The organism is Halomonas sp. LS-001 (assembly GCF_052983955.1).
Genome location: NZ_CM129816.1, coordinates 3,128,963 through 3,155,601, shown reverse-complemented (window position 1 = coordinate 3,155,601; position 26,639 = coordinate 3,128,963). Strand labels below are relative to the sequence as shown.

Sequence of the window (26,639 nt, the reverse complement as noted above, 5' to 3'; positions counted from 1 at the left end):
TCATACGACGTCGTCAATGCCTGGGCGGTTCGGGCCCCATCATGGTTTGCGGGGCCTTTGTTATTTATCGTCATTCGGAGAGACCTTTATGAGTCTGGAGACAAGAGAAGATCTCGATCCGCTCGAAACCACGGAATGGCTGGATTCCCTGGAATCGGTACTGGATCGCGAGGGTGAAGAACGCGCCCGCCACCTGATGACTCGCCTGGCGGATCGCATGCGTCGGGATGGCATGAAGGTGCCTTTTTCGGTGACGACCCCGCACCGCAATACCATTCCGGTTCACCGCGAAGCCCCAATGCCCGGCGACCTGTTCATGGAGCGTCGTATTCGCTCAATGGTGCGTTACAACGCTATCGCGCAGGTCATTCGCAATAACCGGGCCAAGCCGGGGCTGGGTGGTCATATCGCCAGCTTCATGTCTTCGGCAACCCTTTATGACGTAGGTTTTAACCACTTCTTCCGTGGTCCTGAAGGCGACTTTGATGGTGATCTGGTTTATATCCAGGGACACGTGGCGCCAGGTGTCTATGCACGTGCGTACTTGTTGGGTCGCCTGACAGAAGAGCAGATGGATCGTTTCCGCCAGGAAGTGGATGGCGACGGCCTGTCCTCCTATCCACACCCCTGGCTGATGCCGGATTTCTGGCAGTTCCCGACGGTATCCATGGGGCTTGGCCCGATCATGGCCATTTATCAGGCCCACGTGATGAAATATCTGCACTCACGTGAAATGAAAGACATGCAGGATCGCAAAATCTGGTGCTTCATGGGTGACGGTGAGTGTGACGAGCCGGAATCCCTGGGGGCAATCTCGCTGGCAGGGCGAGAAAATCTCGATAACCTGATTTTCGTCATCAACTGCAACCTTCAACGTCTTGACGGCCCGGTACGTGGTAACTCGCGTATTATCGATGAACTGGAAGGCGTCTTCCGCGGTGCCGGGTGGAATGTGGTCAAGGTGGTATGGGGACGTCACTGGGATCCACTGTTCGAGAAAGACAAGAAAGGCATTCTGCAGAAACGCATGGATGAAGCGGTTGACGGCGAGTATCAGAACTATAAAGCCAATGGCGGCGCTTATACCCGTGAGCACTTCTTCGGCAAGTATCCTGAAACGGAAGAAATGGTCAAAGACCTTTCCGATGATGATATCTGGAAGCTTAACCGTGGTGGTCATGATCCGTTCAAGGTTTATGCTGCTTATCACGAGGCTGTTAATACTTCCAACGGAAAGCCGACGGTGATTCTTGCGCATACCATCAAAGGCTATGGCATGGGTAGCGGCGATGGCGAGGCTGCCAATGAAGCCCACCAGGTCAAGAGCATGGAGCATGAAGCGCTGAAAACGTTCCGTGACCGCTTTGGTATTCCGCTGAGCGACGAAGAGCTCAAGGAAGTTCCCTACTACAAGCCGAGCGACGACTCCCCAGAACTCAAGTATATGCACCTGCAACGTGAGCGCCTGGGCGGCTTCTTGCCTCAGCGTCGGCACGATTTTGAACCGTTGCCAATTCCTGGGCTGGATGACAAAGCCTTTGCCTCGCAGATGGGTGGCTCCAAAGGCCGTGAAGTGTCCACTACCATGGCCTTTGTTCGTGTCCTTAATGGTCTGGTCAAGGACAAGAACCTAGGTAGCCGTGTTGTGCCGATTATTCCTGATGAGGCACGTACCTTCGGTATGGAGGGGATGTTCCGTCAACTGGGGATCTATACCTCGGAAGGTCAGAAATATGAGCCGGTCGATAAAGGCCAGATCATGTTCTACCGCGAGGACAAGAAAGGGCAGATTCTCGAAGAAGGGATTTCCGAGGCAGGAGCCATGTCGGCCTGGATTGCGGCGGCAACTTCCTATGCGAACCACAGCCTACCACTGCTGCCTTTCTATGTTTATTACTCCATGTTTGGCTTCCAGCGGATAGGTGATCTGGCTTGGGCTGCCGGTGACATGCAGGCGCGTGGCTTTATGATCGGGGGAACTGCCGGGCGCACCACGCTTAACGGTGAAGGTCTGCAGCACCAGGATGGCCACAGTCTGATTCAGGCATCGACGATTCCTAACTGCAGAAGCTATGACCCGACTTACGCCCATGAAGTTGCCGTCATTATGCAGGATGGCTTGAAGCGCATGTTCGTCGACAAGGAAAGCTGCTTCTACTATCTGACGGTGATGAACGAGAATTATGAGCATCCAGCGCTTGATGAAGTGCCTGCTGATGACATTGTCAAGGGTATGTATCTGTTACGTGAAACCCAGGGCGACAAAGGCCGTGTTCAGCTGCTTGGCTCGGGCACTATCCTGCGCGAAGTGGAAGCAGGTGCGGAACTTCTGGAGAAAGATTGGGGAATTGCCGCCGATATCTGGAGCGTACCCAGCTTCAATGAGCTACGTCGGGAAGCGCTACTTATTGATCGCGAGGCCTTCCTGAACCCGGACAAAGAAGCGCCCAAGCCGCATATCACCCAATGTCTGGAAGGTCGCGATGGCCCTGCTATTGCTGCCACCGACTATATGAAGCTTTATGCCGACCAGGTGCGTGCCTGGGTACCCACTGACTACAGCGTACTGGGTACGGATGGCTTTGGCCGTTCTGATACACGTGAGAAGCTGCGTTACTTCTTCGAGGTGGATCGCTACTTCGTCGTGGTAGCAGCCTTGAAAGCGTTGGCCGATCGCGGCGATATCAAGCGCGCCCAAGTGGGCGAAGCGTTGAAGAAGTACGGTATCGACCCAAACAAGCCTAACCCGCTGACCAGCTGATCCGCAGACCGGCGGGAGTTTCCCGCCGGCTCGATCCGATTGTAAAGGAGCGCGACCTTGAGTAGCGAAATCATCAAAGTCCCCGACATCGGCGGTGACACCGATGTTGAAATCATCGAGATTGCGGTGTCGGAAGGCGATGTCATTGAAGCGGAAGACACCCTGATCACCCTGGAATCTGACAAAGCCAGTATGGATGTACCTGCCCCGAAAGGCGGCAAGGTCATCAAGGTACTGGTGAAAGAAGGCGATACGGTCTCGGAGGGTGACGATATCGTCGAGATTGAAGCAGAAGGCAGCGGTGACGCCAGTGACGCGTCCGCGCAAGCGTCTGAAGCTGAATCAACGAACAGCGCAGCGCAGGATGCGCCTGCGAAACAGCCGTCATCTCAGCCTGCACCGAAAAAAGCCAGCGGCGGCAAGCAGACAGTCGATATTAAAGTGCCGGACCTGGGCGGTTCAGACAACGTTGAAATCATTGAAGTGGCCGTGAGTGCTGGCGATGACGTCAACGCTGAAGACACCTTGATCACCCTTGAGTCTGATAAAGCCTCGATGGATGTGCCCAGCCCGCATGGCGGTAAGATCGTTGCGCTGACCGTCAAAGAAGGCGATACCGTCTCGGAAGGTGATGTCATCGGCCAGATGGAAATTGCTGGCGAAGGCGGTGACGACAACGACGACACGCCGGAACAAACGACAGCCAGTCAAGGCACTAGCGAGCCGCAAGAAGCGCCCGCTGAAGAAGACGTCGGTAGCGATGAGCCCGAGCGCAAAGAGATCCGAGTACCGGATCTGTCAGGTTCTGCGGATGTGCCGATTATTGAAATTGGCGTTTCGGCAGGTGACGAGATTAACGAAGAAGATCCGTTGATCACATTAGAGTCTGACAAAGCCTCAATGGATGTGCCTAGCCCTTACAAAGGCAAGCTCTTGGAGCTTACCGTGAAGGAGGGGGACACCGTCTCTGAAGGCGATGTGATCGGCTATATCGAAGTGGCCGGGTCGGGCGGCGCTAAAAAAGCGGCACCGAAGCAGGCCGCGCCTGAAAAAGCGTCGTCGAGTGCGAGTCAGTCAAGCGCTAAACCGGCGGCGTCACCCCAGGGGACCCCGAGCCCAGAAGCGCAAATGGCTTCTCATAAGCCTCGCGATGGCAAGCTGGTTCATGCAGGCCCTGCGGTGCGCATGCTGGCGCGTGAGCTGGGGGTGGATCTGGCGCTGGTTCAACCCACTGGCCCCAAAGATCGTGTGCTGAAAGAAGACATTCAGAACTACGTCAAGCAGGCGCTGGCGAATCCGCCGAGCGCCAAGTCGAGTGCTGCCCCGGCTGCAGCGGCAGGTGGTGCCGGTATTCCGCCGATTCCAGAAGTCGACTTCAGCCAGTTCGGCGAGGTGGAAGAAAAGCCGATGGGACGCCTGCTTAAGATGGGGGCGACCAACCTTCATCGTAGCTGGCTCAACGTGCCGCACGTGACGCAGTTTGACGAAGCCGATATCACCGAGCTTGAAGCCTTCCGTAAGGCGATGAAAGCCGAAGTTGAAGCACAGGGTGCCAAGCTGACGCCGTTGCCGTTTATGGTCAAAGCCTGTGCCTTTGCGCTGCGTAAATTCCCCCAGTTCAATGTCAGCCTGAAGGGCGACGGCGACACCATGGTGTGGAAAAACTACGTACACATCGGCATCGCCGTGGATACGCCTGATGGCTTAATGGTGCCTGTGGTACGCAATGCCGACCAAAAGTCGCTGGTTGAGATTGCCAAGGAAATGGCAGAACTTGGCAAGAAAGCCCAAACCAAGAAGCTCAAGCGCGATGAGATGACCGGTGGTTGCTTTACCATCACCAGCCTTGGCTCGATTGGGGGTACTGCGTTTACGCCAATTGTTAACGCGCCGGAAGTAGCGATCCTGGGTGTGTCGAAAGCGCAGATGAAACCGGTGTGGGATGGCAGTGCTTTCCAGCCGCGTTTGATGATGCCGCTTTCGCTGTCTTATGACCACCGAGCGATTAACGGTGCGGATGCGGCTCGTTTTACGGCTTTCCTGGCGGATCTGTTAACCGATATCCGTCGTTTATTGCTGTAAGGTAAACATTACGTTGATCGATACAACGGCGCCGTCAGGCGCCGTTTTTCGTCCATGCGACCTGAGTGATTGGTTGACGAGGATAAGTGGCAAAATAATAGTGTCATTCCCTGTCAGGCGACCAAAGTGCAATCTTGCGGTAATATTCTGTTTCAAAAGAATAAAATCGTGCCTTTCCTGCAAATGAGGCTTTTGGTGAGTTGTGTCACCCGAGCGTCACAGGTATTGTCGGGAACTTATTTTTTCACAATTGTTATTTTCTAGATCGATAATAAAGGAGCAGTGCCATGCGTTTGATCCTGTTAGGCGCCCCAGGCGCAGGCAAGGGGACTCAGGCTCAATTTATCTGCGAGCAGTATAATATTCCGCAGATTTCTACAGGTGACATGCTGCGAGCGGCTATCAAGAACGGTAGCGAGTTAGGGCTTAAAGTAAAGGAGATCATGAACACAGGAGGTCTGGTCTCTGACGATATCATTATCGATCTGGTCAAAGAACGTATCAGCCAGCCGGATTGTGAAAACGGTTTCCTGTTTGATGGCTTTCCGCGCACGATTCCTCAGGCAGATGCCATGAAAGAGGCGAACGTCAAGCTTGATCATGTCATGGAAATTGCCGTGCCGGATGAAGAAATTGTGAATCGCCTGGCGGGGCGTCGGGTTCACCCGGCCTCTGGCCGCGTTTATCACGTGGAGTACAATCCGCCTAAAGAAGCCGGTAAGGATGATGTTACCGGCGAAGCGCTGATTCAACGGGATGATGACCAAGAAGGGACGGTACGCAACCGTCTGGCGGTCTACCATGATCAGACAGCTCCCCTGGTCGATTATTATCAGCAGTGGGCGAAAGAAGATCCGTCCGCCGCGCCGACCTATCATCGTGTAGAAGGCGTGGGTAGCGTTGATGACATTACGCGTCAGGTAAAAGAAGCATTGGCAAAGTAAGACCCACTCGCTCTCTGCGACTTTTTAATGGCCCGCCTTGTGCGGGCCATCGTCGTATGGATATGGCAGCGGTATAATCCCCATATTGTTTTGATATTGCCGTATAGATCTGCCTTTTTCACTTCTTATCAAGAGTGGCTTTGCCATGTCGTTATTTTTGCTGGCGCTGGACGCTTCCTCCAGCGCCTGTTCAGCCGCTTTGCTGCGTCGAGACGCTGAACAGACAACCTGCCTTGCGCGGTTTGAAATGACCCCGCGTGCCCACACACGTCGCTTGATGCCGATGGTTAATGAGGTATTGGCGGAAGCGGGCGTTCAGCCAACCCAGCTGGATGCGGTGGCTTTCGGGCGTGGCCCTGGCTCATTTACCGGGCTGCGCATTGCCGCTGGCACCGCGCAAGGCCTGGCCTACGGCCTCAACCGCCCTTTAATCGGGGTGTCCACGCTTGCCGCGCTTGCCTTGCAGGCCCATCGCCGCTTCCATCTGCAGCATCTGGTGACAGCGCTGGATGCACGCATGGGTGAGGTCTACATCGCTAGCTGGCGCTGCGTCAAGGACAAGCTGACGCTGGTCAGTGATGAAGCCGTATTGGCGCCTGAGCGTTTTCGTTTACCCGCTGATGAGGTGGAATGGGTGGGCGTAGGCTCCGGTTTCACGCGCTGGCCCGATTTTTCGGCCGAAGTGCAGGCCTCTATGTTGCAGCACCTGGAGGACCTTGAGCCGCGTGCCGAGGAGATGGCCTGGTTGGCCGCGCGTGATTTCGATGCCGGATTAGGGCAAGAGGCGTATCGGGTGCAGCCGGTCTATCTGCGTAATGACGTGGCATGGAAAAAACCGGCATGAACCTGGAAACGCTGATCCTGCCAGCTGGTCTGGCGCTGGAATTACGCGAGGACGGCGTGGTATTGGCAGGGGATGAAACGCGTTACGGCAAACCGCTACGCGTGGATTTCACCGCGGGAAAAGTCGCTCATCGGCGTCGCTTTGGTGGCGGGCGAGGGCAGTTGATTGCCAAAGCATGTGGGCTGGCACGCGGTGTGACGCCCAGCATTGTCGATGCCACCGCCGGGCTTGGGAGAGATGCCTTTGTGCTGGCGAGCCTGGGAGCGCCGGTATTGATGATTGAGCGTGTGCCTGCCATTGCCGCCTTGCTGGAAGACGGTTTACGGCGAGCAGCGCAATGCCCGGAAACCGCAGAGATTGCCGCTAGAATGCAACTGCGTTCAGGGGATGCGGCACAAGCGCTGGATACTCTTGTTGCCAGTGCAGCGTTTGTGCCGCAGGTGATCCATCTCGACCCGATGTTCCCACATCGCGAAAAATCAGCGTTGGTCAAAAAAGAGATGCGCCTGTTTCGGGAACTGGCTGGTGACGATAATGATGCGCCAAGGCTTCTGGCAATGGCGCTGGCAACGGCTACCCATCGAGTGGTTGTCAAACGGCCACGTAAAGCACCGCCGATTGAGGGGCCTGCACCACATCACGTACTGGAAGGCAAAACCAGCCGTTATGATCTATATGTTCACCGCTCATTGAAAGCCGCCGAGTAATATACCCACAACACCGCGGTTAGCGGCGTGGGCGCTTGGTGCGCGGCTTGGGTTTGGGCGTTTCCGGCGGAACGCGGTAATTGAGATACAGATCCAGCACCAGTTCAGGCAGCTGGGTTACCAGAGCCTCCTGACGCTCGATATCGCCCGCTAGCTCGGCCATGTCCGGTTCGTCTTCAAAGAGTCCGGAAAGCAGCATGAAAGGCAGCAGCAGAGTGGCCGCTGCTTCTTCATCTTCTGCAAACCAGGCGCTTTCATCACAGAAGACACCTTCCATGAAGCCTGCGCACCAATCGCCGATGGGCGTTTCTTCCGGCGCTACACCGCCCAACGTGAGTTCGAACGGGAGTTCAGGCAAGCCGCCCTGTTCCAGAACAGCCATGGCATTCAGGCGCAAGCTGGAAAGAAGACCAATCATGTCATCACGTTCGGCATTATCATGATAACGGGGTTCGCCCTGGAAAAGTTCTGCCAGCCATTGAGTGGCAGGAAGTTCACTCGGCGCCACCGCCAGCGCTACCATGAAGCCATGTGCGGAAATCAGGTCCAACGCATCTTCATCAACTTTGTCGGAGTCGAGAAACTCATCGAGACGATCAAGGTCCTCGTCTTCCAACAGAGGTTGCGGCGGCAGGGATTGTGATGAATCATCAGAGCGCGTTGACATACAAGGCCTCACGGGTCATTGGCGTTACAGGATAGATTATGGACAGTTTATCATTAAACCCGGTGGCACCTCTGCCTGCCTGGCCAAGAGATCGGCTGGCCGAACTTAGCCCAATCGAGCTTGAGCATGCGGCGCGAGAGCGAGTGAAGCAGGCATGGCAACGGTGCCTGGAAGTCTGTCCGGTATTGCCGTGCCCAGGCGTATGGTTTGACCTGAGAGGCGCCGGGGCTGGGCAGGCGAACCTGAGGCGAGGAGGGTTACGCTTTAATCCGGTGTTACTGGCAGAAAACCGAGAGGCGTTTTTCGAAGAGGTGATTCCCCATGAAATGGCACATTGGCTGGTTTTTCACCTGCAGGATGGGCTGAAAATGAAACCTCATGGGCGTGAATGGCAGACAGTGATGCGCCAACTGTTTGGTTTATCTCCCCGAGTGACACACCGCTTTGATATTGGGCAAGCGCAGCGCCGACCCTATCGCTATCAATGCGCATGCCAACAACATGCGTTTACCCCGCAGCGTCATGCCCAGGTACGCCGGGGACGGCGCTATCGTTGTCGAATCTGTGCTCAGACCTTGGTCTATTGTGGTCAGGAATCGTCGGAAAAATAAACATAACTTACTGTTATTTAAGAATAAAATGTTAATACCAATGTCTAAAGGGAAGGCGGCTCCTTGAGGTTTATGCTAGTCGCACACTATTGATGTCGAAATAGCCAAATACTACAAGCCGACAGCATTCTCAAAAGCTGCTTTCTTATGTAACGTTTGCTGTGATGCGTTGTTCAAAAACTGCGTTATAGAAAATAGCTAACAACAGAAAGTGCATTTTCACGGACAGGGGTAATTACATGAGCGAACATCAGAAGGTCTATCCGGTACGCGATTCTATCGCCGCCAATGCGTGGGCCGATGAAAAAACGTATCAGGCCATGTATCAGCAGTCAGTTGATGACCCGGAAGGCTTCTGGGCCGAGCAGGCAAAACGCCTGGATTGGATCAAAACGCCCACCAGGATCAAGAATACGTCTTATGACCGTAAGAACGTAGATATCCGCTGGTATGAAGATGGCCAGCTTAATGTTGCGGCCAACTGCCTGGATCGTCATCTGGAAACCCGCGCTGACCAGACGGCTATTATCTGGGAAGGCGATGATCCGGCGGACTCAAAGTATATTACCTATCGTGAGCTTTACGAGCGCACCAATCAGGTAGCTAATGCGCTAAAAGAACTCGGCATCAAAAAAGGCGACACCGTTACGCTGTATATGCCGATGATTCCTGAAGCGGCCATGGCCATGCTGGCCTGTGCCCGTATCGGCGCGGTTCACTCTGTTGTTTTCGGCGGCTTCTCACCGGATGCGGTGGCTCAACGTGTCATCGGCGCAGATTCCAGACTGGTCATCACCGCTGATGAATCCGTGCGTGGTGGCAAGCAGGTACCGTTGAAGGATAACGTCGATGCCGCATTGACCCGTGATGGCACCGATGTCTGCCAGAACGTACTGGTCGTCAAGCGCACCGGTGGCGACGTCGAGTGGAAAGAAGGCCGTGATCTGTGGTTCGACGAACTGGTTGATAAACAATCCACCGAGTGTGACGCCGAAGCCATGGATGCGGAAGATCCGCTATTCATCCTGTACACCTCCGGGTCGACTGGCGCGCCGAAAGGTCTTAAGCATACAACGGGCGGTTACCTGACCTATGCGTCGATGACCCATCAGTACGTATTTGATTACCAGGAAGGTGAAATCTATTGGTGTACGGCGGATGTCGGCTGGGTCACCGGCCATAGCTATATTGTTTACGGGCCGTTGGCCAACGGCGCAACGACGCTGATGTTTGAAGGCGTACCAAGCTACCCGACGCATGGGCGAATGGGGGATATTGTCGATAAACACTCGGTCAATATTCTGTATACCGCGCCAACGGCTGTGCGTGCCTTAATGGCTCACGGTGACAATGTGATGGATTCCAGCAAGCGTAATAGCCTGCGTCTTCTGGGGTCGGTGGGCGAGCCAATCAACCCGGAAGCCTGGGAGTGGTTTTATCGCGTCATCGGCAATGAAAAATGCCCGATCGTGGATACCTGGTGGCAGACCGAAACGGGGGGCATCATGATTTCTCCGTTGCCGGGTGCAACACCGCTGAAGCCGGGCTCTGCTACTGTGCCTTTCTTTGGCGTGCAGCCAGCGTTGGTGGACAACGAAGGCAATCTTCTCGAAGGGGCTGCAGAAGGCAATCTGGTAATCCTCGATGCCTGGCCAGGTCAGGCGCGTTCTATCTGGGGCGATCATGATCGCTTTGTACAGACCTACTTCTCGACCTATGACGGCATGTACTTTACCGGTGACGGTTGCCGCCGCGATGAAGACGGTTATTACTGGATCACGGGGCGTGTCGATGACGTCCTGAACGTCTCTGGCCACCGTATGGGTACCGCCGAGATTGAATCCTCTCTGGTGGCGCATGATGCCGTCGCTGAAGCAGCAGTGGTTGGCTTCCCGCATGATATCAAAGGGCAGGGCATTTATATTTATGTCACTCTCAATGATAACGTTGAACCTACTGACGAGCTGAAGAAAGAGCTCACTAAATGGGTGCGCAAGGATATCGGGCCGATTGCTTCACCGGATGTTATTCAGTGGGCGCCTGGTTTGCCTAAAACCCGCTCCGGCAAGATCATGCGTCGTATCCTTCGCAAAATTGCTGCCAATGAATGTGATGGCCTTGGCGATACCAGTACCTTGGCGGATCCAAGCGTCGTGGATGAGCTGATTGAGCATCGTGCGGTCAAATAATCGCGCTAGACTGCCAGGGTAACGGTAGGCATTGTGTTCCGCTGACCTGCTTTCAGTGCCTTCTCACCCTGTGCCGGTATCGTAACCGGCACAGGGTTTTTGTATGGCTCGCTCTTATGATCTGGTTTTTATGAACGATCCCCGCATGGCAGTATTCCCCATAAACGTGCATTAGTATGATCTTGAGCAATAGTTGGCTGATTTCTTACCGGAAATGTGACAATTTGTTCAAGTGACGCTTGGGAATGGATAACGCCATGGGGTACCATGCCAACACCGAATAAGCTTAGCGTCGCGGCAGCACGCTACTAACGCTGCTTAAGGAACCGGAGGAATATCCATGGCCATAGCCCATAAATTCATTGTTGCGGACGATCATCCCCTGTTTCGCGCGGCGCTGACCCAAGCGTTGCGCCAGCTGGCCCCGCAGGCGGACATCGTTGAAGCCGACACCATGGAAGCCACCTCGGAAGTGGTCAATCGCCACCCTGACGCTGACCTGATTCTTCTGGATCTGCACATGCCAGGTGCGCATGGTTTCTCCGGCCTGATTCAGTTGCGCGGCCATATGCCCGATATCCCGGTGGCGGTAGTGTCCGGCAGTGACGAACCCTACGTGGTACGCCGGGCAATTGATTACGGTGCCTCCGGCTTTATTCCCAAATCCTCTTCACTGCAGCTGATTGCTGAAGCGGTTGGCGAAATACTCGACGGCGAAGTATGGTTGCCAGAGTCGCTGGCGGGTGTTCTGGATGAAAGCAGTGAAGAGGAAACCAAGTTTGCCGAAGCGATTGCCTCGCTGACGCCGCAGCAGTTTCGTGTGCTCAATATGTTGACCGAAGGGCTGCTCAACAAGCAGATTGCCTACGAGTTAAGCGTTTCGGAAGCGACCATTAAAGCTCACGTAACGGCTATTTTGCGCAAACTAGGCGTGCACTCGCGCACCCAGGCGGTCATTGCCGCCCAGAAACTGGAAGTGGAACCGCCGAAAGTGTCTTCCTGAATGGTGAATGGTGAATGGTGTGGGTGGAACGGCTTACGACTCACTATTCACGCCTCACAAACTCAAACCTCACCTCCGGCTCGGCTGGCCTGCAGCGTGCGCGTCAACAGCGCTCGAAGGGCCGCCGGACGTACCGGTTTAAGTAATAGCTGGTAACCGCTGCGTTTGATTTCCTCAGCCACTTCTTCTGTGCGGTCAGCTGTAATGACAATGCCTGGCACCGCTCCTTCCAGTCGTTCGCTCAATGCTTCCAGGGCCATCAGCCCGGTGACTTCGTTGTCCAGATGATAGTCGGCCAGGATGGCATCCGGGTCGCCATCCATGTTGCGCAGAATCGATTTTGCACCGCCGATACTGGTCGCCGTAAACACTTCACAGCCCCAGCCGCTCAGCATGGCGGTCATGCCTTCCAGAATCAGCGTTTCATTGTCGATACAGACAATGCGTGTGCCCGCCAGTTTGTTGCTGGCGCGACGTGCTCTGGGTTCCTGCTCAATACTGCTTTGTTCACGCGCGGGCACGATGGGAACACTGACGGAAAAGACGGTGCCAAGCCCTTCCCAGGAGCGCACCTTGATCGGATGGTCAAGAACGCGGCTCATACGGTCAGCAATTGAAAGCCCGAGCCCTAGGCCTTTTTCACTTTCTTTATGCCGCGAGACCTGATCAAGACGGCGAAACTCCTGAAAAATTTCCGAGAGTTTGGATTCAGGAATGCCGGGGCCGCTGTCCCACACTTCAATGCTTAGTCGCCCATTGCGTCGACGACAGCCCAGTAATACACGGCCTTGCTGCGTATAGCGTAAGGCATTGGAAAGAAAGTTCTGCACAATGCGCCGCAGCATTTGAGGGTCAGAGTCGACCCACTGCTGAGTTGGCACTACGTCAAGGTCCAGCCCACGATCATCGGCCATGACGTCAAATTCCGCGCGTAGCGGCTGAAAAATATCGGCCAGGGCAAAGTGATTGCGGCGCGGCGTCAGGGCGCCAGCATCCAGCTTGGAGATGTCGAGCAGGGTGCCCAGAAGCTCTTCAGCAGCCTGTAACGAGTTATCGATATGATGGATGATCCGCTGGGTGTTGTCATCGTGTTGGCCTTGCAGCAGGGCAGAAGTGAACAGCCGCGCGGCATTGAGCGGCTGGAGCAGATCGTGGCTGGCTGCGGCAAGAAAGCGGGTTTTAGAAGCGTTAGCATCCTCAGCCAGCTGCTTGGCCTGACGTAACGCCTGCTCGGCTTCGGCGCGAACCTGGTTTTCCTGACGCAGCGCGGCATTGGCCTCGGAAAGCGCCTGAGTCCTTTCGCGAACTCTCACTTCGAGAGTTTCGTTGGTTTCCTTAAGCGCAATTTCCGCCTGGCGGCGCTCGGTAATATCCTGATAAAGCGCAAAAAAACCTAATATAGCCTGGCTGTCGCCAAAGTGCGGGGTGTAGGTCACCAGCATGTACCGCATGGTGTCATTAAACCTTAATGACACTTCAAAGCTGACACGTTCTCCGTTTAGAGCACGGGCTATCCAGGGCGCGCGTTCTTCCGCTTGGCGAACGGAGAGCACTTCGTCATTGCGTTTACCAATGACGGCATTGCGATCAATCCCGAACGCCTGCTCGTAGGCGCGGTTGGTAAACAGATAACGACATTCTTTATCGAAATAGGCGATAAGAGCGGGCACGTTATCCGTGTAAATCCGGATATTGTTTTCTGAGCGGATCAACGCCTCTTCAATGCGCTTTTGCTGGGTAATATCCTGATAGGTATACACAAAGCCGCCGCCGGGCATAGGGTTGCCCTGGACTTCCAGTACGCTGCCATCCTGGCGGTAACGCACGTAGCGGTGGGGTTGGCCATCGCGAATGTTGTCCAGCAGCAGCTGGACATGCTCTTCCGGGTCGCCCGGGCCGTATTCGCCGTTGTGAGCGTTGTAACGGAAGATGCGATCAATCGGTGCACCCACGCGGATCAGGTGGTCAGGGAAGCGGAAAAGCTCCAGATAACGCTGGTTCCACACCACTAGCCGCAGATTCTGGTCGACCACGCTGATGCCCTGATTGATGTTCTCGATGGTGGCTTGAAGCAGGGCACGGTTGAACTCAAGGACCTGAGAGGCTTCATCGACAATGGAAATGACATCAGAGATGCCGATGCCCCGTCCTTGCAGGGCAGAGTTGACGACGATGCGTGCCGAAGAAGCGCCAAGTACCGAGGCTAGAAAGCGCTCGGTAAACTGGATGATGTCAATGGAGGCGCGGGTGCTGTCTTCCAGTGGTTTGCCGGTACGCCGCGCGTAGTCATCAAAGGCTCGGGCTACCTGGTTAGCGCCCAGAAAGCGCTCACACAAAACCTTGAGGTCGCCGACAGTGGTAGCGCCCGTCCAGGGGCGGTTGACGGATGTCTGGCGGGTTTCCACGCTGTCGACGAACAGGGATGCCTGAATTCGCTCGACCACGCGCTGCGAGGTCACTTGCGAAACAAAGATATAGCAGAACAGGTTGACCCCGAGCGACAGCATGACCCCATGGGTAAACGCATCGCTCAGGTTAAGCCCGAAGAGCGCGGTGGGTGACAGCCAGCCAAGGTCAAGGGGACCGCCGCCAAGCCAGTGTGCAGGCAGGACGCCGGCATTAATCATGGCGGGCATCAAGAGGCTATAGGCCCAGATCAGAAAGCCGGCATTCATCCCGACAATGACCCCGAGACGATTGCCACGCTTCCAGTACAAACCGCCGATCAACGCCGGTGCAAACTGAGCGGCCGCCGCAAACGAGAGCATACCGATTGAGGCCAGCGAGGTGAATTCGGCAATCAGCTGATAGAAACCATAGGCCATGGCCAGCACGGCAACGATGGTCAGGCGGCGCGCGCGCAGCACCAGGCGGCCGTAATCGCGGGCTTTGGTATCGAACCAGCGCAGGCGGAACAGTGCCGGGATGACAATCTCATTAGAGATCATGATCGATACGGCAACCGCCGCTACGATGACCATCCCCGTTGATGCGGAGAACCCGCCGATAAAGGTCAACAGTGTTAACCAGTCATGGCCCGACGCCATGGACAGGAAAAGCACATAGGTATCTGCTTCGATCCCGCTGTCACCAAACATCCATAAGCCGGCCGCCGCTAACGGAACAACAAAAAAGGCGATGGCGACCAGATAAAGCGGGAACAGCCAGCGGGCTTTGCGTGCGTCGTCGCCGTGGGTGTTTTCGACCACGGCAACATGGAACTGGCGGGGTAAGCAAAGAATGGCCAGCATGGCGAGCAACGTCTGCGCCCAGAACCCCTGGCCAAAATCCTGGTTGGCTAACTGACGCTGCAGCTGCAGTTGGCTTTCGGCAAACGTCATAAGTTCGCCCAGACCATCAAACATGCCCCAGGTCACCACAGCGCCGAGCACCAGAAATGCCACCAGTTTGATCAATGATTCAAATGCTACCGCATGAATCAGCCCTTCGTGGTGTTCGGTGGCATCGGTGTGGCGGGTGCCAAAAATGATCGCAAACACGGCCATGACGACAGCAACATAAAAGGCGGTGTCCGCAAATAAAGGCGCTCGGGTGACGTCACTGGCATCCGTCAGCACACTGAAGGAAGTGGAAACCGCTTTCAGCTGCAGCGCAATGTAAGGCAAGGTGCCAAACAGGGCGACCAGGCTGGCAAACGCCGCCAGCGACTGGGCTTTCCCATAGCGGGAAGCAATAAAGTCGGCGATAGAGGTGACATTCTGGTGCTTGGCCACACGAATCATTTTGGCGAGCACGGGCCAGAACAGCAGAAAGGTCAGAATGGGTCCGATAAAGATACTGGCAAACGACCAGCCCGCTGTTGCCGCCTGCCCAACCGCGCCGTAGAACGTCCACGAGGTGCAGTAGATCGCCAGCGCCAAACTATAGATGATGGGACGTCGACGGCTGGCGCCGTGCGTGCGAGCCCGCCGGTCGCCATACCAGGCAATGCCGAACAGTATCGCAATATAGGTCAGCGATACGGCAATCAGGAGTCCGCCGTGAAACATGTAAATTCCCCGCAAGCGCCAGAGACAGCCACTTGGCTGTGTTGATCAGGTTCATGGCCAGCAACAGGCTGGCACGCAAGGGCTTATTCTAGGGGAAATCAGTGGCAGCGTCAGCGCATGCCGGTGTGTCAGGGTGCGCCTGCATCAACGGTCCGTTGAGCACACTGCCTTGTAGGTGCCAGCACCCTCGCGCAGAACCTGGCTGGCCTGAGTGTCGGGCTCACCACTGTCAGCTTTGACGGGCACCAGTTCACGAGACTCACAGTTGAGCAGGTAACGCTGTGGTGTCACCGCATCAGTATAGTGGCGCTCAAAATGGTAAAGCATGAACGCTGCCACGCGAGCCGGTGTCTCGGTAATGTTGATACTTTCCCGGTCGACAACGGTGAATTTGGTCGTCATCGGGAAAGCAAAGGTCCACGGGCGCCAGACGGCGCTGCTGGTCTGGCTGGAGACAACCTCAGCCGCTTCCGGGAGTTGCTGCTGTTTGTGATCAAACCAGGTGTATTCCGTATAGACCTGATAACCCAGCATGCCCAGGCCAGCAAAGACAGGAATGATCCACTTGGGGAGACGTTTACCACTTAACGTGCGGAGAAAGAGGCCAATCCCTGCGGCGGCAAGTCCGGCAAACACGGCGGCGATTAAATGCCAAATCATGATAGGGCGATCCTTGAATTGAGAGGCGTTGGGCGTTTGCTAGGCCATTATGCCAAAACATTGAGTTGCCTGGGCTTTCTAAACGGCATCGGGCCTCCCAGAGGGAAGCCCGATTCGAGATCAATCCGAGCGTTATGCGTGCACCACGCCCGGTATTGATGGTGACGGGGTCACTAGTATGAATCAGTGATCCACTGCACCGCCAGCCCCTTTCGGATAGCGAACGCTTTCCACCAGGTCCTGGATTTCTTGCGGAGGTTCTTCAGTGGCGTTAGCCACAATGAAGGCCACGGCGAAGTTGAGCATTGCACCGATCGCACCGAAGGACAGTGGTGAGATACCAAAGATCCAGTTATCCGGTGTATTGGGCAGCATGTTGGTTTCCGGAATGAAGAACCAGCCCAGGTAAGTGAAGATATACACAAGGGTGGCAATCAGACCGGTGAGCATGCCCGCCACAGCGCCTTTATTGTTGATGCGCTTGGAGAAGATACCCATCATCAGTGCCGGGAACAGCGATGCCCCTGCGATACCGAAGGCTAGGGCGACCGTCTGCGCAGCAAACCCGGGTGGGTTGAGACCCAGATAGGTAGCCAACAGGATGGCACCCCCCATGGAAATACGCGCTGCCAACATCTCGCCTTTCTCACTGATATTCGGATTGATCATGGTTTTGATCAAATCGTGACTGATCGCCGACGAAATGGCCAACAACAGCCCCGCTGCTGTGGACAATGCTGCGGCAATACCCCCCGCTGCGATCAAACCGATGACCCAGGCAGGCAAGTTGGCAATTTCAGGGTTGGCGAGTACCAGAATGTCATTATTGACGGTCAGCTCGTTACCGTTCCAACCGCGTTCCTGTGCTGTTGCAGCGAAGTCTTCGTTACCTTCGTTGTAGATCTGCACGCGGCCATCGTTATTCTTGTCTTCAAACGCGATCAGTCCTGTTTCTTCCCAGGTGCGAATCCACTGAGGGCGTTCTTCGTAGACAAGGGCATCAGCCGCTGCGGCGTCATAGTCTTCCACCTGACCTGCCATTGCCGGATAGACAGTGGTCGCCAGGTTCAGGCGCGCCATGGAACCCACCGCAGGCGCAGTGAGGTAAAGCAGGGCGATGAACACCAATGCCCAACCGGCTGACCAGCGTGCATCAGCGACCTTGGGAACCGTGAAGAAGCGAATGATAACGTGGGGCAGGCCTGCGGTACCGACCATCAACGACAGGGTGAACAGCACCATGTTGAGCTTGTTATCCACATCCGCCGTATAGTCACGGAAGCCAAGTGCATTGACAACATCATCCAGTTTAGTCAGCAGCGGGATACCGGACTCAGTATGGGTGCTGAACATGCCGAACATCGGAATCGGGTTGCCCGTCAGCTGCATGGCGATAAACACCGCCGGAATGGTGTAGGCAATAATCAGTACGATGTACTGGGCAACCTGGGTATACGTAATGCCTTTCATGCCGCCGAAAACGGCGTAAAGGAAGACAATCAGCGCGGCAATCCAGATACCCCAGGTATTGGAGACTTCAAGGAAACGCGAGAAGGCAACGCCCGCACCGGTCATCTGACCGATAACATAGGTCACCGACGCGACAATCAGACAGATAACCGCGACGAGACGTGCGGTACGGCTGTAGAAACGGTCGCCGATAAAGTCAGGCACCGTGAACTTGCCGAACTTGCGCAGGTAAGGGGCCAGCAACATCGCCAGAATGACGTAGCCACCGGTCCACCCCATCAGGAAGGTAGAGTTGGCGTAGCCGCCAGAGGCAAGAAGGCCTGCCATGGAAATAAACGAAGCAGCTGACATCCAGTCAGCGGCGGTTGCCATGCCGTTGGTAATCGGGTGAACACCACCACCAGCGACATAGAAATCTTTTGTTGAGCCGGCACGAGCCCATATCGCGATGCCGATATAAAGGGCGAATGAGGCGCCAACAAACAGAAGGTTAATAGCAAACTGACTCATAATGGCTTACTCCCCCAGGCCATATTTTTCGTCGAGCTTGTTCATCTTCCAGGCATAGAAGAAGATCAGCACGATGAAAGTAAGAATAGAACCTTGCTGGGCGAACCAGAAGCCAAGATCCGTCCCTCCTACCGGAATCCCCGCCAACAGCGGGCGAAACAGGATGGCGCAGCCATATGAAACGAAAGCCCAGACAACGAGACATCCTATGATGGTACGGACGTTCGCTTTCCAGTATTCAGCAGCATTAGATTTATCGTCTGCCATAGTGTTGCTCTCCACTTGTGATTTTTAGGCTTGGAAAGTTAACCCTTAGTGTTAGACCCATCAGGGCAATCGCACGCTTGGGTGTCACTCAACGTGATATCTAACCTTACTGATTTTCCGGAAAACGCTGACCAGTTATACGCTGTTGTTCGTCGTTAGCGGGAAAATCAGGTTGTTTTATCATGTGACGTTAGTAATGAAGAAAGTGGGTAACGTGCGATCACCCTGAGTGACTCGCTAAGCATAGTGGGCAAAAATGCATGAAAATAAATCCCATACTTTGGTATCAAAGAAAGTATAGCTTCCGTTAGTTTTTTTTAAAACGTTGATTTTTTTATATTTTATTGTGTTTTTTGGCGTTTTTAGAGGAGGTTTTCAGGCTATAGGACAATAGTCTAGAAAGCCGAAGAAGGCCGCTTTTGACGTCTTTTAGAGCGGTTGGTAGCTCGATTAAGTGTTTTCCTGAATCTGAGCATGGGCTTTTTTGAGAACTTTTTTAAGAACTTTGTTGAAAGCTCTGTTGGTCTGCTTGAGCTACCCTTAAGTGTCAGGTGGGATGGCGGGTAATACTTTGGTTTTATTAGTCGTGGTGTTATTAACTTTGGTATGATTAACTTTAGTTTTATCCACTTAAGGATTAATACTTTGTGTTAATTGATACGTGTTTCTTTGGGGTTTTTAACAATTCTTTGGCTGCAACGAAAGGCGCATAGAGTAAGGTATAACTCCGATAGACTTGCTTATAAGACCCTAAAGTCGGTATACCCATAGTCAACAGGCCCTGGAAGAAAAAGTGGTGATGTATGTCAACCAATACTGGCGTTGATGATGGTTTAACAGGCGTTTGGCCTGATGCCTTCAGTGACGTTTCATACGCCAACCAATGAGGTGGCCCACATGGTCGAAGTGGATCTGACACAACCCCCGTTTACGATGCTGGATGAGGCCGGGCGTGACCATGTGCGCAGAGGTTTGGACATGGCGTATTACGACCGTGGGGAAACCATTCTGGAAATGGGGCAGACGGGCGAGTATGTGTTTCTGATTCACAAGGGGGAAGTGGCGGAAGTGGATCCTACGCTACCTTCTTCGACGTCGCGGATCGGTCATTACACCGCAGGTGATCTGTTTGGTGCGATCAGTATTCTGAATGGTAAAAGTCGTTACCGTTTTACGGCTGAGCAGGAGTGTCTGTGTTACCTCTTACCGAAAGGCCTGTTTCAGCAACTGTGTCGCGACTACCCTGACTTTGGCGACTTCTTTCGCCAGACGTTGGCGCACAAAGCGCGCCTGCTGACAGAAAAGCGTGCCGAAGGTGGCGTCACTATGGCCGGGTTCATGTTGGCGCAGGCAAAGGAGTGTATGCGCGAACCGGTGATGATGCAGGCAGATACCGATATTACCGACGCCGTTAAACAGCTTAATGATCGCCATGCGGATAGCGTGCTGGTGATGCATGATGGCAAACCCGGTATGGTGACCAAAACCGATCTGCTCAATGCCCTGGTCATGGATGGGCTGCCCCAGAGCAGTCCAGTGGTGGATATTGCGCACTTTTCGCTGGTGACCGTTGCCCCGGCTCAGTACCTGTTTGAAGCCCTGGTATTAATGACACGCCATAAAGTTTCCCGAGTGGTGGTCATGGAAGGTGACGCGGTTAAAGGCGTCGTTGAGCTGACCGACGTGCTGAGCTACTTCTCAAGTCGCAGTTATGTGGTCAGCCTTCAAGTGGAACAGGCCAATGACCTGGAAACGCTGGCGGCCGCCAGTCAGCGCACGCCTGAGCTGGTTAACGCCCTGATGGCTCAGGGTGTAAAACTGCGTTTCGCCATGGACTTGCTGGCCGCCTTGAATGGGCGGATTATCAGCAAGGCGTGGCAGTTCACGATAGATGAGCGTTTTCATGGGGATAGCTGTCTGATGGTGATGGGCAGCGAAGGGCGCGGCGAACAGATCCTGAAAACCGATCAGGATAATGGCCTGATTCTGGATGATGCGCTCGAATGGCCGCATGTCAGTGACGACATGCAGCGCCTGACCGAGACGCTGATCAAACTGGGGTACCCGCCTTGCCCTGGCAACATCATGGTTTCCAATCCTGAGTGGGTGGGCACGGTGAGCCAATGGCGACGGCGGATTGCAAAGTGGGTCGATGCGCGTGATGGCGATAGCCTGATGAAACTGGCCATCATGCTGGATGCCCATGCGGTAGCAGGTAACCCGGCCCTGCTTGATCAGGTGCGCGATACCCTGTTTGATCTTGGCACCCGGGATGAGTTGTTACTTTCCTACTTTGCCCGCACGGCGCTGCGGTTTTCCACTCCCTTGACCCTGTTTGGCTCCCTTAAGAAGCCCCAACACGGAATTGATATAAAAAAAGGCGGGATTTTTCCTATTGTACATGGGGTGCGCACTATGGCGTTGGAGCGCCGGATTCTTGCCACCTCGACCCTTGAGCGTCTTGATGCGTTGGTGGAAGACGGCCGCTTGAAGCGCCGTTTTGCTGATGATCTGGGGGAGGCGTTGGCACTGTTTACTGAATTACGCCTGAAACAGCAACTCGATGAAGAAACATCGAATGACAGCAAACGTTCAGACCGCGTGGTGGTGCAGGAGCTTTCGTCGCTTGAGAGAGATTTACTGCGTGAAGCGTTACACATCGTCAAGGATTTCAAACAGCGTCTTTCGCATCGTTATCATCTGGAGTATTCGTGAGCAGCATGGCACTGATTGACCGCCACGTGAGCTTATTCAATGGCTCGCTGCGTACCTTGCTGCGCCGGGAAAGTGATCGCCGCCGTCATATCCATTCCCCCTTTCATTGGCTGTTTCAGCCCTATATGGGAGAGGAAATGGTTGCCTTAGCCTGCCATCAAGGGGCGGGCGGTGTGGTAACGCTCGCTATTTTACCGTTTACGCCTCAGCGGTTGAAAATCAGCGAAGCGCAGGTCGTGACGTTGTTACCTGCGGCTGACGCCGACAGAGACACCTCTCACAGCACAGCGACGCAGCGTCAGCATGGCTTGCTGCACTCGCCACAAACGTCATTGATTCGTGATGCAAGCAGTCTAGAAACTCTGGTTTGTGCATTGGGAAATCGTCCTTTGCTGGGATGGTCTCTGCCAGAGCAGTTAACTGTTTTCAACAAAGCATTGCGTAAGCATCTAGGCTTTACCTTGCCCAATGCGCAGATAGATCTTGCCCATCACTATCAGCGCATGCTGCGCCGCCGCCAGCCCCATCTTGAAGCGCCCAAACAACTGAGTACGGCGGCAAGACACTGGAAAATTCCCTTGTCAGACCTCAACAGCGTACTGGATCAAGCGATGGCAAGTGCACTGCTCTATCTTAAATTACAGCGTCTGACACAGTAGAGCTGGCGTTAGAGCTGGCGTCGGCTGGATCTGCGCTGAAATGCCTCCACACCTGGATAAGACCGCCCGAATATAACGATTCGTTGTCTTGTTGTGTGTTTTTCAGCCTCAGCAGTCGTTAAAATAAGCTGTTAGAATGCACCGTTTGAAAAGCTGCCGACTTCCTCTCTGCTGCACTACGACTGTTTGGGCCCGTGTTTATGTCAACGTCTACGTCTCTATCATCAGCCACACCATTTGTTGATCACTTCGACCCGGTGAAGACCCCACTGTCTGACTCACAGGCAGATAAGACGCATCCATCGGGTGTCAGCGTGGCGGATGCCCGGCAGAAGCGTGAATTCAATAAACTCCAAAAGCGCCTACGTCGCGACGTTGGTAATGCCATCATTGATTACCGGATGATTGAAGAAGGCGATAAGGTGATGGTTTGCCTGTCTGGTGGGAAAGACAGTTACACCATGCTGGAGATATTGCGCAATTTACAGCGTAATGCGCCCGTGAATTTTTCGCTCGTGGCGGTCAATCTCGACCAGAAACAGCCAGGCTTTCCTGAACATGTTCTGCCTGAGTATCTTGATCAACTGGGTGTCGATTACCACATTCTTGAACGTGACACCTATTCCGTGGTCAAGGAAAAAACGCCGGAAGGTAAGACGACCTGCGCACTGTGCTCGCGGCTACGGCGTGGTTCTCTGTATGGCTTTGCCGAGGAAATTGGCGCGACCAAGGTGGCGTTGGGGCACCATCGTGAAGATATTCTGGAAACCCTGTTTCTGAACATGTTTTTCGGCGGTACGCTTAAATCCATGCCGCCGAAGCTATTGTCTGATGACGGCAAGAATATCGTGATCCGGCCATTGGCTTACTGCAAAGAAGCCGATATTGCCGAGTTCGCCCGCCTGATGGAATTTCCGATCATTCCCTGCAACCTGTGTGGCTCCCAACCCAATATGCAGCGCCAGACAGTCAAGGCAATGCTTGCTGAATGGGATAAAAAACACCCGGGGCGGCTGGAAAGCATGTTCAAGGCGGTGACTAACGTTGCGCCTTCGCAGCTGGCTGACCGGCAGCTGTTCGACTTCGAGGGTCTGGAAGCCAGGCAGGCTGACATGATGGCCGACCGTATCCGCACCGTTAACCTTGATGGCGCTTAATATCGGTAGCTGAGTCAGTAGCCGGGCCTGGAGGCTGATGGTGAAAACAGCGCTGCATTGGTATTAGGGTCTGTTGACGTTTCATCACGAACCGCGTTGCTGCATCAAAATGTGCCAGACAAGGCGCGGAACGCAGGTAAGGGTGGTTCCCTTCTCAAGTTTCGCAACGCAGTATGGTGCATTTTGAAGCGCAACCCGAAGGGCTGGGTCAGTTTTTATCCGCTGCGGCGTTAGTCGTCGTTCATTTGGAGTTACCAAACGTCTCTCCTCCTGCCTTGCCCCGAATAAAAACTGACACCAGCGCGGCCGTGAATGAAACGTCAACAGACCCTAGCTTGCGTCTTCGACAGCTTCTTCTGCCAGGTTCAGCAACAGCGGCATGTCCAGGATATTAACTTCACGTCCTGAGACCGCAACGACGCCCTGGCTTTGAAAACGACTGACAATCCGACTGACCGTCTCAACCGCCAGACCCAGATAGTTGCCGATATCCGCCCGCGACATCGAAAGTCTGAAACTGTACGGTGAATAGCCACGCCGACGGAAACGGTCAGACAGCGTGATCAGAAAGGTGGCCAGGCGCTGATCGGCGGTCTTGCGCGAAAGTAGCCGCATCATGCGTCGGTCATCACGTAGTTCTTTGCTCATGCTGCGGTAAAGCTGCCCGCGCAGTTCCGGCAATTCTTCAGACAGCAGATCCAGACGGTCAAAGGGGATCTCACACACCGTGGTGGTTTCCAGTGCCACCACGCTACCCGGGTAATGTTCCTCATCAATGCCATCCAGCCCGACCAGCTCACTGGGCAGGTAGAAATTGGTTAGCTGATCGCTACCACTGCCTTCCGTAGTGAGCTGTTTAAGGCTTCCGGAACGAACGGCAAACACGCTGGTAAAGCTGTCTCCCTGACGAAACAGCGGCTCGCCTTTTTTCAACGGTGCGCGGCGACGGATGATGGCATCAAACTGACTCATATCGTCCAGCTCAAGTGCCAGTGGCAGGCACAGCGAACTCAGGCTGCATGTCTGGCAGCGTGTTTCATTCAGCCGGACCCGCTGACGACTGTTTAATTCCGGCATGTGTTACTCCGTTAAAAAATGATAATCCATTATGCGAGCAAGAGCACATCGCCGACAAGCGTGTTAAACAATCCTCGAATAGCGTTGGGTGGTATCGCCGGGCAGGTGAGCATCAAATGCCATGGCCAGGTGGCGAATCAGTAGGCGTCCGATAGGCGTGGCGCGCAAGATGCTACCTTCTTGTTCAATCAGACCGTCGCGTAGCGGACCCTGTAAACGTTCCAGTGTATCGGCGAAGTAACGCGGTGCATCAATATTCCAGCGCTTGCCAACCGCCGCCAGATCAATCTGCATGTCACACATCATGCGCTCAATGACGTCGCGGCGGATCAGGTCGTCCGTGCTTAATCGCAAGCCTTTGACAGTGGCCAGCTGGCCTTGATCAAGTGCCTGTTCGTAGCTAGCCAGATCCGTCGGGTTCTGGGCATAGACATCGTTGACGCGAGAAATCGCTGAAACGCCCAGTCCCACCAGGTCGCATTGGGCATGGCTGGAATAGCCCTGAAAGTTGCGTTGCAGCGTACCGTCACGCTGCGCAACGGCCAGGCTGTCATCGGGGCGTGCGAAGTGGTCCATGCCGATATGCACATAGCCAGCGCCGGTCAGCATATCGATCGTGGTATGCAGAATATCGAGCTTTTCTTCAGCGCTGGGTAAGTCGTTTTCATTGATGCGCCGCTGAGGGGGGAAACGCTGAGGCATATGGGCATAGTTGAACACTGACAGGCGCGCTGGATTAAGATCAATGACCTGACGCAAGGTGTCGGCAAAGCCTGCCTGGGTCTGGTGGGGTAGGCCGTAAATCAGATCCAGGTTCAGGGAGCGAAAACCTAAACGGTGTGCTTCTTCCATGAGTGTTTCGGTCAATACTCGAGGCTGGCGTCGATTAATGGCTTTTTGCACCACAGGGTCAAGGTCCTGCACGCCAAGACTGATGCGGTTAAAGCCTAGAGACTGCAGGTGGCGCAGGGTGAAGACATCGGCTTCGCGAGGGTCAATCTCAATGGCGTAGTCACGGTCTGGCGCTGATGACAGCCCAAAACGTGCATCAAGACGATCAATCACATCGCTCATCTGGCTCAGGGTTAAAAACGTGGGAGTACCGCCGCCCCAGTGCAGCTGTTCAACATTGCGCGTGGTATCAAGGTGGCGCGCCGTCAGCACCATTTCACGGTCAAGCCGGGATAGGTAAGGCTCGGCAAGTGCGGTGTTTTTCGTTGCTATCTTGTTGCAGGCGCAATAAAAGCAGATTTTTCGGCAGAAAGGGACATGCACGTAAAGCGATAACGGACGCTGGGTGGCATTACTGCGCTCTAAGGCCGCGGTAAAGTCGTCAGCTCCAAACTGGTCATGAAACGATAGAGCTGTTGGGTAGGAAGTGTAGCGTGGTCCGCTTTTGTCATAACGGCGTAACAGTTCTTCATCCCATGCGGCGTGACTTGGCGCCGCCCTGTCAGTGGTAGAAGAAGCAGCGAGATCATGAACGGCCATGAAGAGACTCCAGAACTGAGTGATGACACAGAAACAGGTCTCATCCTAACGCTCGCCAGACATGCAGTAGTTGAGCTACATCAAAGAACGTACGCAAAGAACGTGCTCAAAGAACATACTCAAAGAACTTAGCCAAAGACGATGCTGAATAGTTGCCAGAGAGCAAAAGCAATAATACTTAATGCCGCAACAGTGCGTGTAGCCGGGTGGCGAATCAAGCCGCTGAACTGGCGTGCCGCAATACCGGTAGCAAGCAACGCTGGCAGTGTGCCCAGGCCAAAAGCGCCCATCAATAACGCGCCTTTTAGCGGGTCGGCAATGGCCAGGCTCCAGGCCAGCATTGAGTAGACTAGCCCGCAGGGCAACCAACCCCATACGGCACCAAGCGCGAAAGCCTGGGGAAGTTTGACGACGGGCATCAGGCGTCTTCCATAGGGTTCAATATGCTTCCAGACGCGCCTGCCCACGGCTTCGATCCTGAGCAAGCCTTTCCACCAGTTAGCAATATACAGTGCCATCAGAATCAGCATGATGGCAGCGAATGCCTGCAGCAGTTTTCCCGCGCTGGGGGAGAGTGATAGCAGGGTGCCGAGAGCGGCGACAATGGCTCCGGCAATCATGTAGCTCAGAATGCGGCCCAGATTGTAGCTCAGTAAAAGCCCGCCGAGCCGGGCAGGCTGGCGCATGCTGGGCGGTACCGCGAAGGTGAGAGCACTCATGATGCCGCCGCACATCCCGATGCAGTGGGCACCGCCCATCAACCCGAAAATAAAGGCGGCAAACAGCGGCGGGAGTTCAAGACCGGTAGGATTCAT

19 protein-coding genes are annotated in these 26,639 nt (G+C 54.6%); 11 read left to right on the top strand and 8 right to left on the bottom strand.

The features are described from left to right. The first annotated feature begins 88 nt into the window (after nt 1-88). From aceE to ACU6TU_RS14130, 5 genes are all read left to right on the top strand, one after another. Complete coding sequence (aceE, locus tag ACU6TU_RS14150) at nt 89-2,761, top strand: pyruvate dehydrogenase (acetyl-transferring), homodimeric type (RefSeq protein ID WP_447142034.1); 2,673 nt, start codon at nt 89-91, stop codon at nt 2,759-2,761. A 57-nt stretch (nt 2,762-2,818) separates the two neighbouring features. After that, nucleotides 2,819-4,843: a pyruvate dehydrogenase complex dihydrolipoyllysine-residue acetyltransferase gene (gene aceF / locus ACU6TU_RS14145; protein ID WP_447142033.1), complete on the top strand. Its 2,025-nt coding sequence runs from the start codon at nt 2,819-2,821 to the stop codon at nt 4,841-4,843. Between the two features lie 287 nt (nt 4,844-5,130). After that, entirely contained in the window at nt 5,131-5,787 is a 657-nt protein-coding gene (gene adk / locus ACU6TU_RS14140; RefSeq protein ID WP_447142032.1) for an adenylate kinase, read from the top strand. A gap of 145 nt (nt 5,788-5,932) precedes the next feature. Continuing rightward, the gene (gene tsaB, locus ACU6TU_RS14135) at nt 5,933-6,631 is read left to right on the top strand and encodes a tRNA (adenosine(37)-N6)-threonylcarbamoyltransferase complex dimerization subunit type 1 TsaB (protein WP_447142031.1); all 699 of its coding nucleotides are present in this window, start codon (nt 5,933-5,935) and stop codon (nt 6,629-6,631) included. Next, a complete protein-coding gene (locus ACU6TU_RS14130; RefSeq protein ID WP_447142030.1) occupies nt 6,613-7,338 on the top strand; it encodes a class I SAM-dependent methyltransferase in 726 nt (241 codons plus the stop codon). The genes tsaB and ACU6TU_RS14130 overlap by 19 nt, the downstream gene beginning before the upstream one ends. A gap of 19 nt (nt 7,339-7,357) precedes the next feature. On the opposite strand, the gene ACU6TU_RS14125 is transcribed toward ACU6TU_RS14130, so the two are convergent. After that, a complete protein-coding gene (locus tag ACU6TU_RS14125) occupies nt 7,358-8,005 on the bottom strand; it encodes a YecA/YgfB family protein (protein WP_447142029.1) in 648 nt (215 codons plus the stop codon). A gap of 38 nt (nt 8,006-8,043) precedes the next feature. Here ACU6TU_RS14125 and ACU6TU_RS14120 point away from each other — a divergent pair, with 38 nt between their 5' ends. The 3 genes from ACU6TU_RS14120 (at nt 8,044) to ACU6TU_RS14110 (ending at nt 11,808) form a co-directional block, all read left to right on the top strand. After that, nucleotides 8,044-8,616 (top strand): SprT family zinc-dependent metalloprotease, encoded by a 573-nt coding sequence (locus tag ACU6TU_RS14120; RefSeq protein ID WP_447142028.1) that lies wholly within the window; start codon nt 8,044-8,046, stop codon nt 8,614-8,616. A gap of 239 nt (nt 8,617-8,855) precedes the next feature. Further along, a complete protein-coding gene (gene acs / locus ACU6TU_RS14115) occupies nt 8,856-10,805 on the top strand; it encodes an acetate--CoA ligase (RefSeq protein WP_447142027.1) in 1,950 nt (649 codons plus the stop codon). Between the two features lie 340 nt (nt 10,806-11,145). Continuing rightward, the gene (locus ACU6TU_RS14110; RefSeq protein WP_447142026.1) at nt 11,146-11,808 is read left to right on the top strand and encodes a LuxR C-terminal-related transcriptional regulator; all 663 of its coding nucleotides are present in this window, start codon (nt 11,146-11,148) and stop codon (nt 11,806-11,808) included. A 62-nt stretch (nt 11,809-11,870) separates the two neighbouring features. On the opposite strand, the gene ACU6TU_RS14105 is transcribed toward ACU6TU_RS14110, so the two are convergent. From ACU6TU_RS14105 to ACU6TU_RS14090, 4 genes are all read right to left on the bottom strand, one after another. Continuing rightward, complete coding sequence (locus tag ACU6TU_RS14105) at nt 11,871-15,818, bottom strand: hybrid sensor histidine kinase/response regulator (protein ID WP_447142025.1); 3,948 nt, start codon at nt 15,816-15,818, stop codon at nt 11,871-11,873. A gap of 144 nt (nt 15,819-15,962) precedes the next feature. After that, nucleotides 15,963-16,478, bottom strand: a complete 516-nt coding sequence (locus ACU6TU_RS14100) for a hypothetical protein (RefSeq protein ID WP_447142024.1) — start codon at nt 16,476-16,478, stop codon at nt 15,963-15,965. Between the two features lie 183 nt (nt 16,479-16,661). Further along, entirely contained in the window at nt 16,662-18,458 is a 1,797-nt protein-coding gene (locus ACU6TU_RS14095; RefSeq protein WP_447142023.1) for a sodium:solute symporter family protein, read from the bottom strand. 6 nt (nt 18,459-18,464) lie between these two features. Further along, nucleotides 18,465-18,725, bottom strand: a complete 261-nt coding sequence (locus ACU6TU_RS14090; RefSeq protein ID WP_309654414.1) for a DUF4212 domain-containing protein — start codon at nt 18,723-18,725, stop codon at nt 18,465-18,467. An 897-nt stretch (nt 18,726-19,622) separates the two neighbouring features. On the opposite strand from ACU6TU_RS14090, the gene ACU6TU_RS14085 reads away from it, so the two are divergent. The 3 genes from ACU6TU_RS14085 (at nt 19,623) to ttcA (ending at nt 23,256) form a co-directional block, all read left to right on the top strand. Next, a complete protein-coding gene (locus tag ACU6TU_RS14085) occupies nt 19,623-21,440 on the top strand; it encodes a DUF294 nucleotidyltransferase-like domain-containing protein (protein WP_447144262.1) in 1,818 nt (605 codons plus the stop codon). After that, complete coding sequence (locus ACU6TU_RS14080) at nt 21,437-22,099, top strand: DNA polymerase III subunit epsilon (protein WP_447142022.1); 663 nt, start codon at nt 21,437-21,439, stop codon at nt 22,097-22,099. The genes ACU6TU_RS14085 and ACU6TU_RS14080 overlap by 4 nt, the downstream gene beginning before the upstream one ends. Nucleotides 22,100-22,299: 200 nt before the next feature. Beyond that, complete coding sequence (gene ttcA / locus ACU6TU_RS14075) at nt 22,300-23,256, top strand: tRNA 2-thiocytidine(32) synthetase TtcA (protein ID WP_447142021.1); 957 nt, start codon at nt 22,300-22,302, stop codon at nt 23,254-23,256. A gap of 330 nt (nt 23,257-23,586) precedes the next feature. Here the strand turns inward: ttcA and fnr are convergent, their stop codons facing one another. The 3 genes from fnr to ACU6TU_RS14060 form a co-directional block, all read right to left on the bottom strand. Further along, nucleotides 23,587-24,333, bottom strand: a complete 747-nt coding sequence (fnr, locus tag ACU6TU_RS14070) for a fumarate/nitrate reduction transcriptional regulator Fnr (RefSeq protein ID WP_447142020.1) — start codon at nt 24,331-24,333, stop codon at nt 23,587-23,589. Between the two features lie 63 nt (nt 24,334-24,396). Beyond that, the gene (gene hemN / locus ACU6TU_RS14065; RefSeq protein ID WP_447142019.1) at nt 24,397-25,824 is read right to left on the bottom strand and encodes an oxygen-independent coproporphyrinogen III oxidase; all 1,428 of its coding nucleotides are present in this window, start codon (nt 25,822-25,824) and stop codon (nt 24,397-24,399) included. Nucleotides 25,825-25,952: 128 nt separating this feature from the next. Next, the gene (locus ACU6TU_RS14060) at nt 25,953-26,639 is read right to left on the bottom strand and encodes a sulfite exporter TauE/SafE family protein (RefSeq protein ID WP_447142018.1); all 687 of its coding nucleotides are present in this window, start codon (nt 26,637-26,639) and stop codon (nt 25,953-25,955) included.

What these genes read in the sequence shown, in the direction of transcription:
- aceE (WP_447142034.1), top strand. Translation starts at nt 89, where the DNA reads ATGAGTCTGGAGACAAGAGAAGATCTCGATCCGCTCGAAACCACGGAA.
- adk (WP_447142032.1), top strand. Translation starts at nt 5,131, where the DNA reads ATGCGTTTGATCCTGTTAGGCGCCCCAGGCGCAGGCAAGGGGACTCAG.
- tsaB (WP_447142031.1), top strand. Translation starts at nt 5,933, where the DNA reads ATGTCGTTATTTTTGCTGGCGCTGGACGCTTCCTCCAGCGCCTGTTCA.
- ACU6TU_RS14130 (WP_447142030.1), top strand. Translation starts at nt 6,613, where the DNA reads ATGGAAAAAACCGGCATGAACCTGGAAACGCTGATCCTGCCAGCTGGT.
- ACU6TU_RS14125 (WP_447142029.1), bottom strand. Translation starts at nt 8,005, where the DNA reads ATGTCAACGCGCTCTGATGATTCATCACAATCCCTGCCGCCGCAACCT.
- ACU6TU_RS14120 (WP_447142028.1), top strand. Translation starts at nt 8,044, where the DNA reads ATGGACAGTTTATCATTAAACCCGGTGGCACCTCTGCCTGCCTGGCCA.
- acs (WP_447142027.1), top strand. Translation starts at nt 8,856, where the DNA reads ATGAGCGAACATCAGAAGGTCTATCCGGTACGCGATTCTATCGCCGCC.
- ACU6TU_RS14110 (WP_447142026.1), top strand. Translation starts at nt 11,146, where the DNA reads ATGGCCATAGCCCATAAATTCATTGTTGCGGACGATCATCCCCTGTTT.
- ACU6TU_RS14105 (WP_447142025.1), bottom strand. Translation starts at nt 15,818, where the DNA reads ATGTTTCACGGCGGACTCCTGATTGCCGTATCGCTGACCTATATTGCG.
- ACU6TU_RS14100 (WP_447142024.1), bottom strand. Translation starts at nt 16,478, where the DNA reads ATGATTTGGCATTTAATCGCCGCCGTGTTTGCCGGACTTGCCGCCGCA.
- ACU6TU_RS14095 (WP_447142023.1), bottom strand. Translation starts at nt 18,458, where the DNA reads ATGAGTCAGTTTGCTATTAACCTTCTGTTTGTTGGCGCCTCATTCGCC.
- ACU6TU_RS14090 (WP_309654414.1), bottom strand. Translation starts at nt 18,725, where the DNA reads ATGGCAGACGATAAATCTAATGCTGCTGAATACTGGAAAGCGAACGTC.
- ACU6TU_RS14085 (WP_447144262.1), top strand. Translation starts at nt 19,623, where the DNA reads ATGGTCGAAGTGGATCTGACACAACCCCCGTTTACGATGCTGGATGAG.
- ttcA (WP_447142021.1), top strand. Translation starts at nt 22,300, where the DNA reads ATGTCAACGTCTACGTCTCTATCATCAGCCACACCATTTGTTGATCAC.
- fnr (WP_447142020.1), bottom strand. Translation starts at nt 24,333, where the DNA reads ATGCCGGAATTAAACAGTCGTCAGCGGGTCCGGCTGAATGAAACACGC.
- hemN (WP_447142019.1), bottom strand. Translation starts at nt 25,824, where the DNA reads ATGGCCGTTCATGATCTCGCTGCTTCTTCTACCACTGACAGGGCGGCG.
- ACU6TU_RS14060 (WP_447142018.1), bottom strand. Translation starts at nt 26,639, where the DNA reads ATGAATCCTACCGGTCTTGAACTCCCGCCGCTGTTTGCCGCCTTTATT.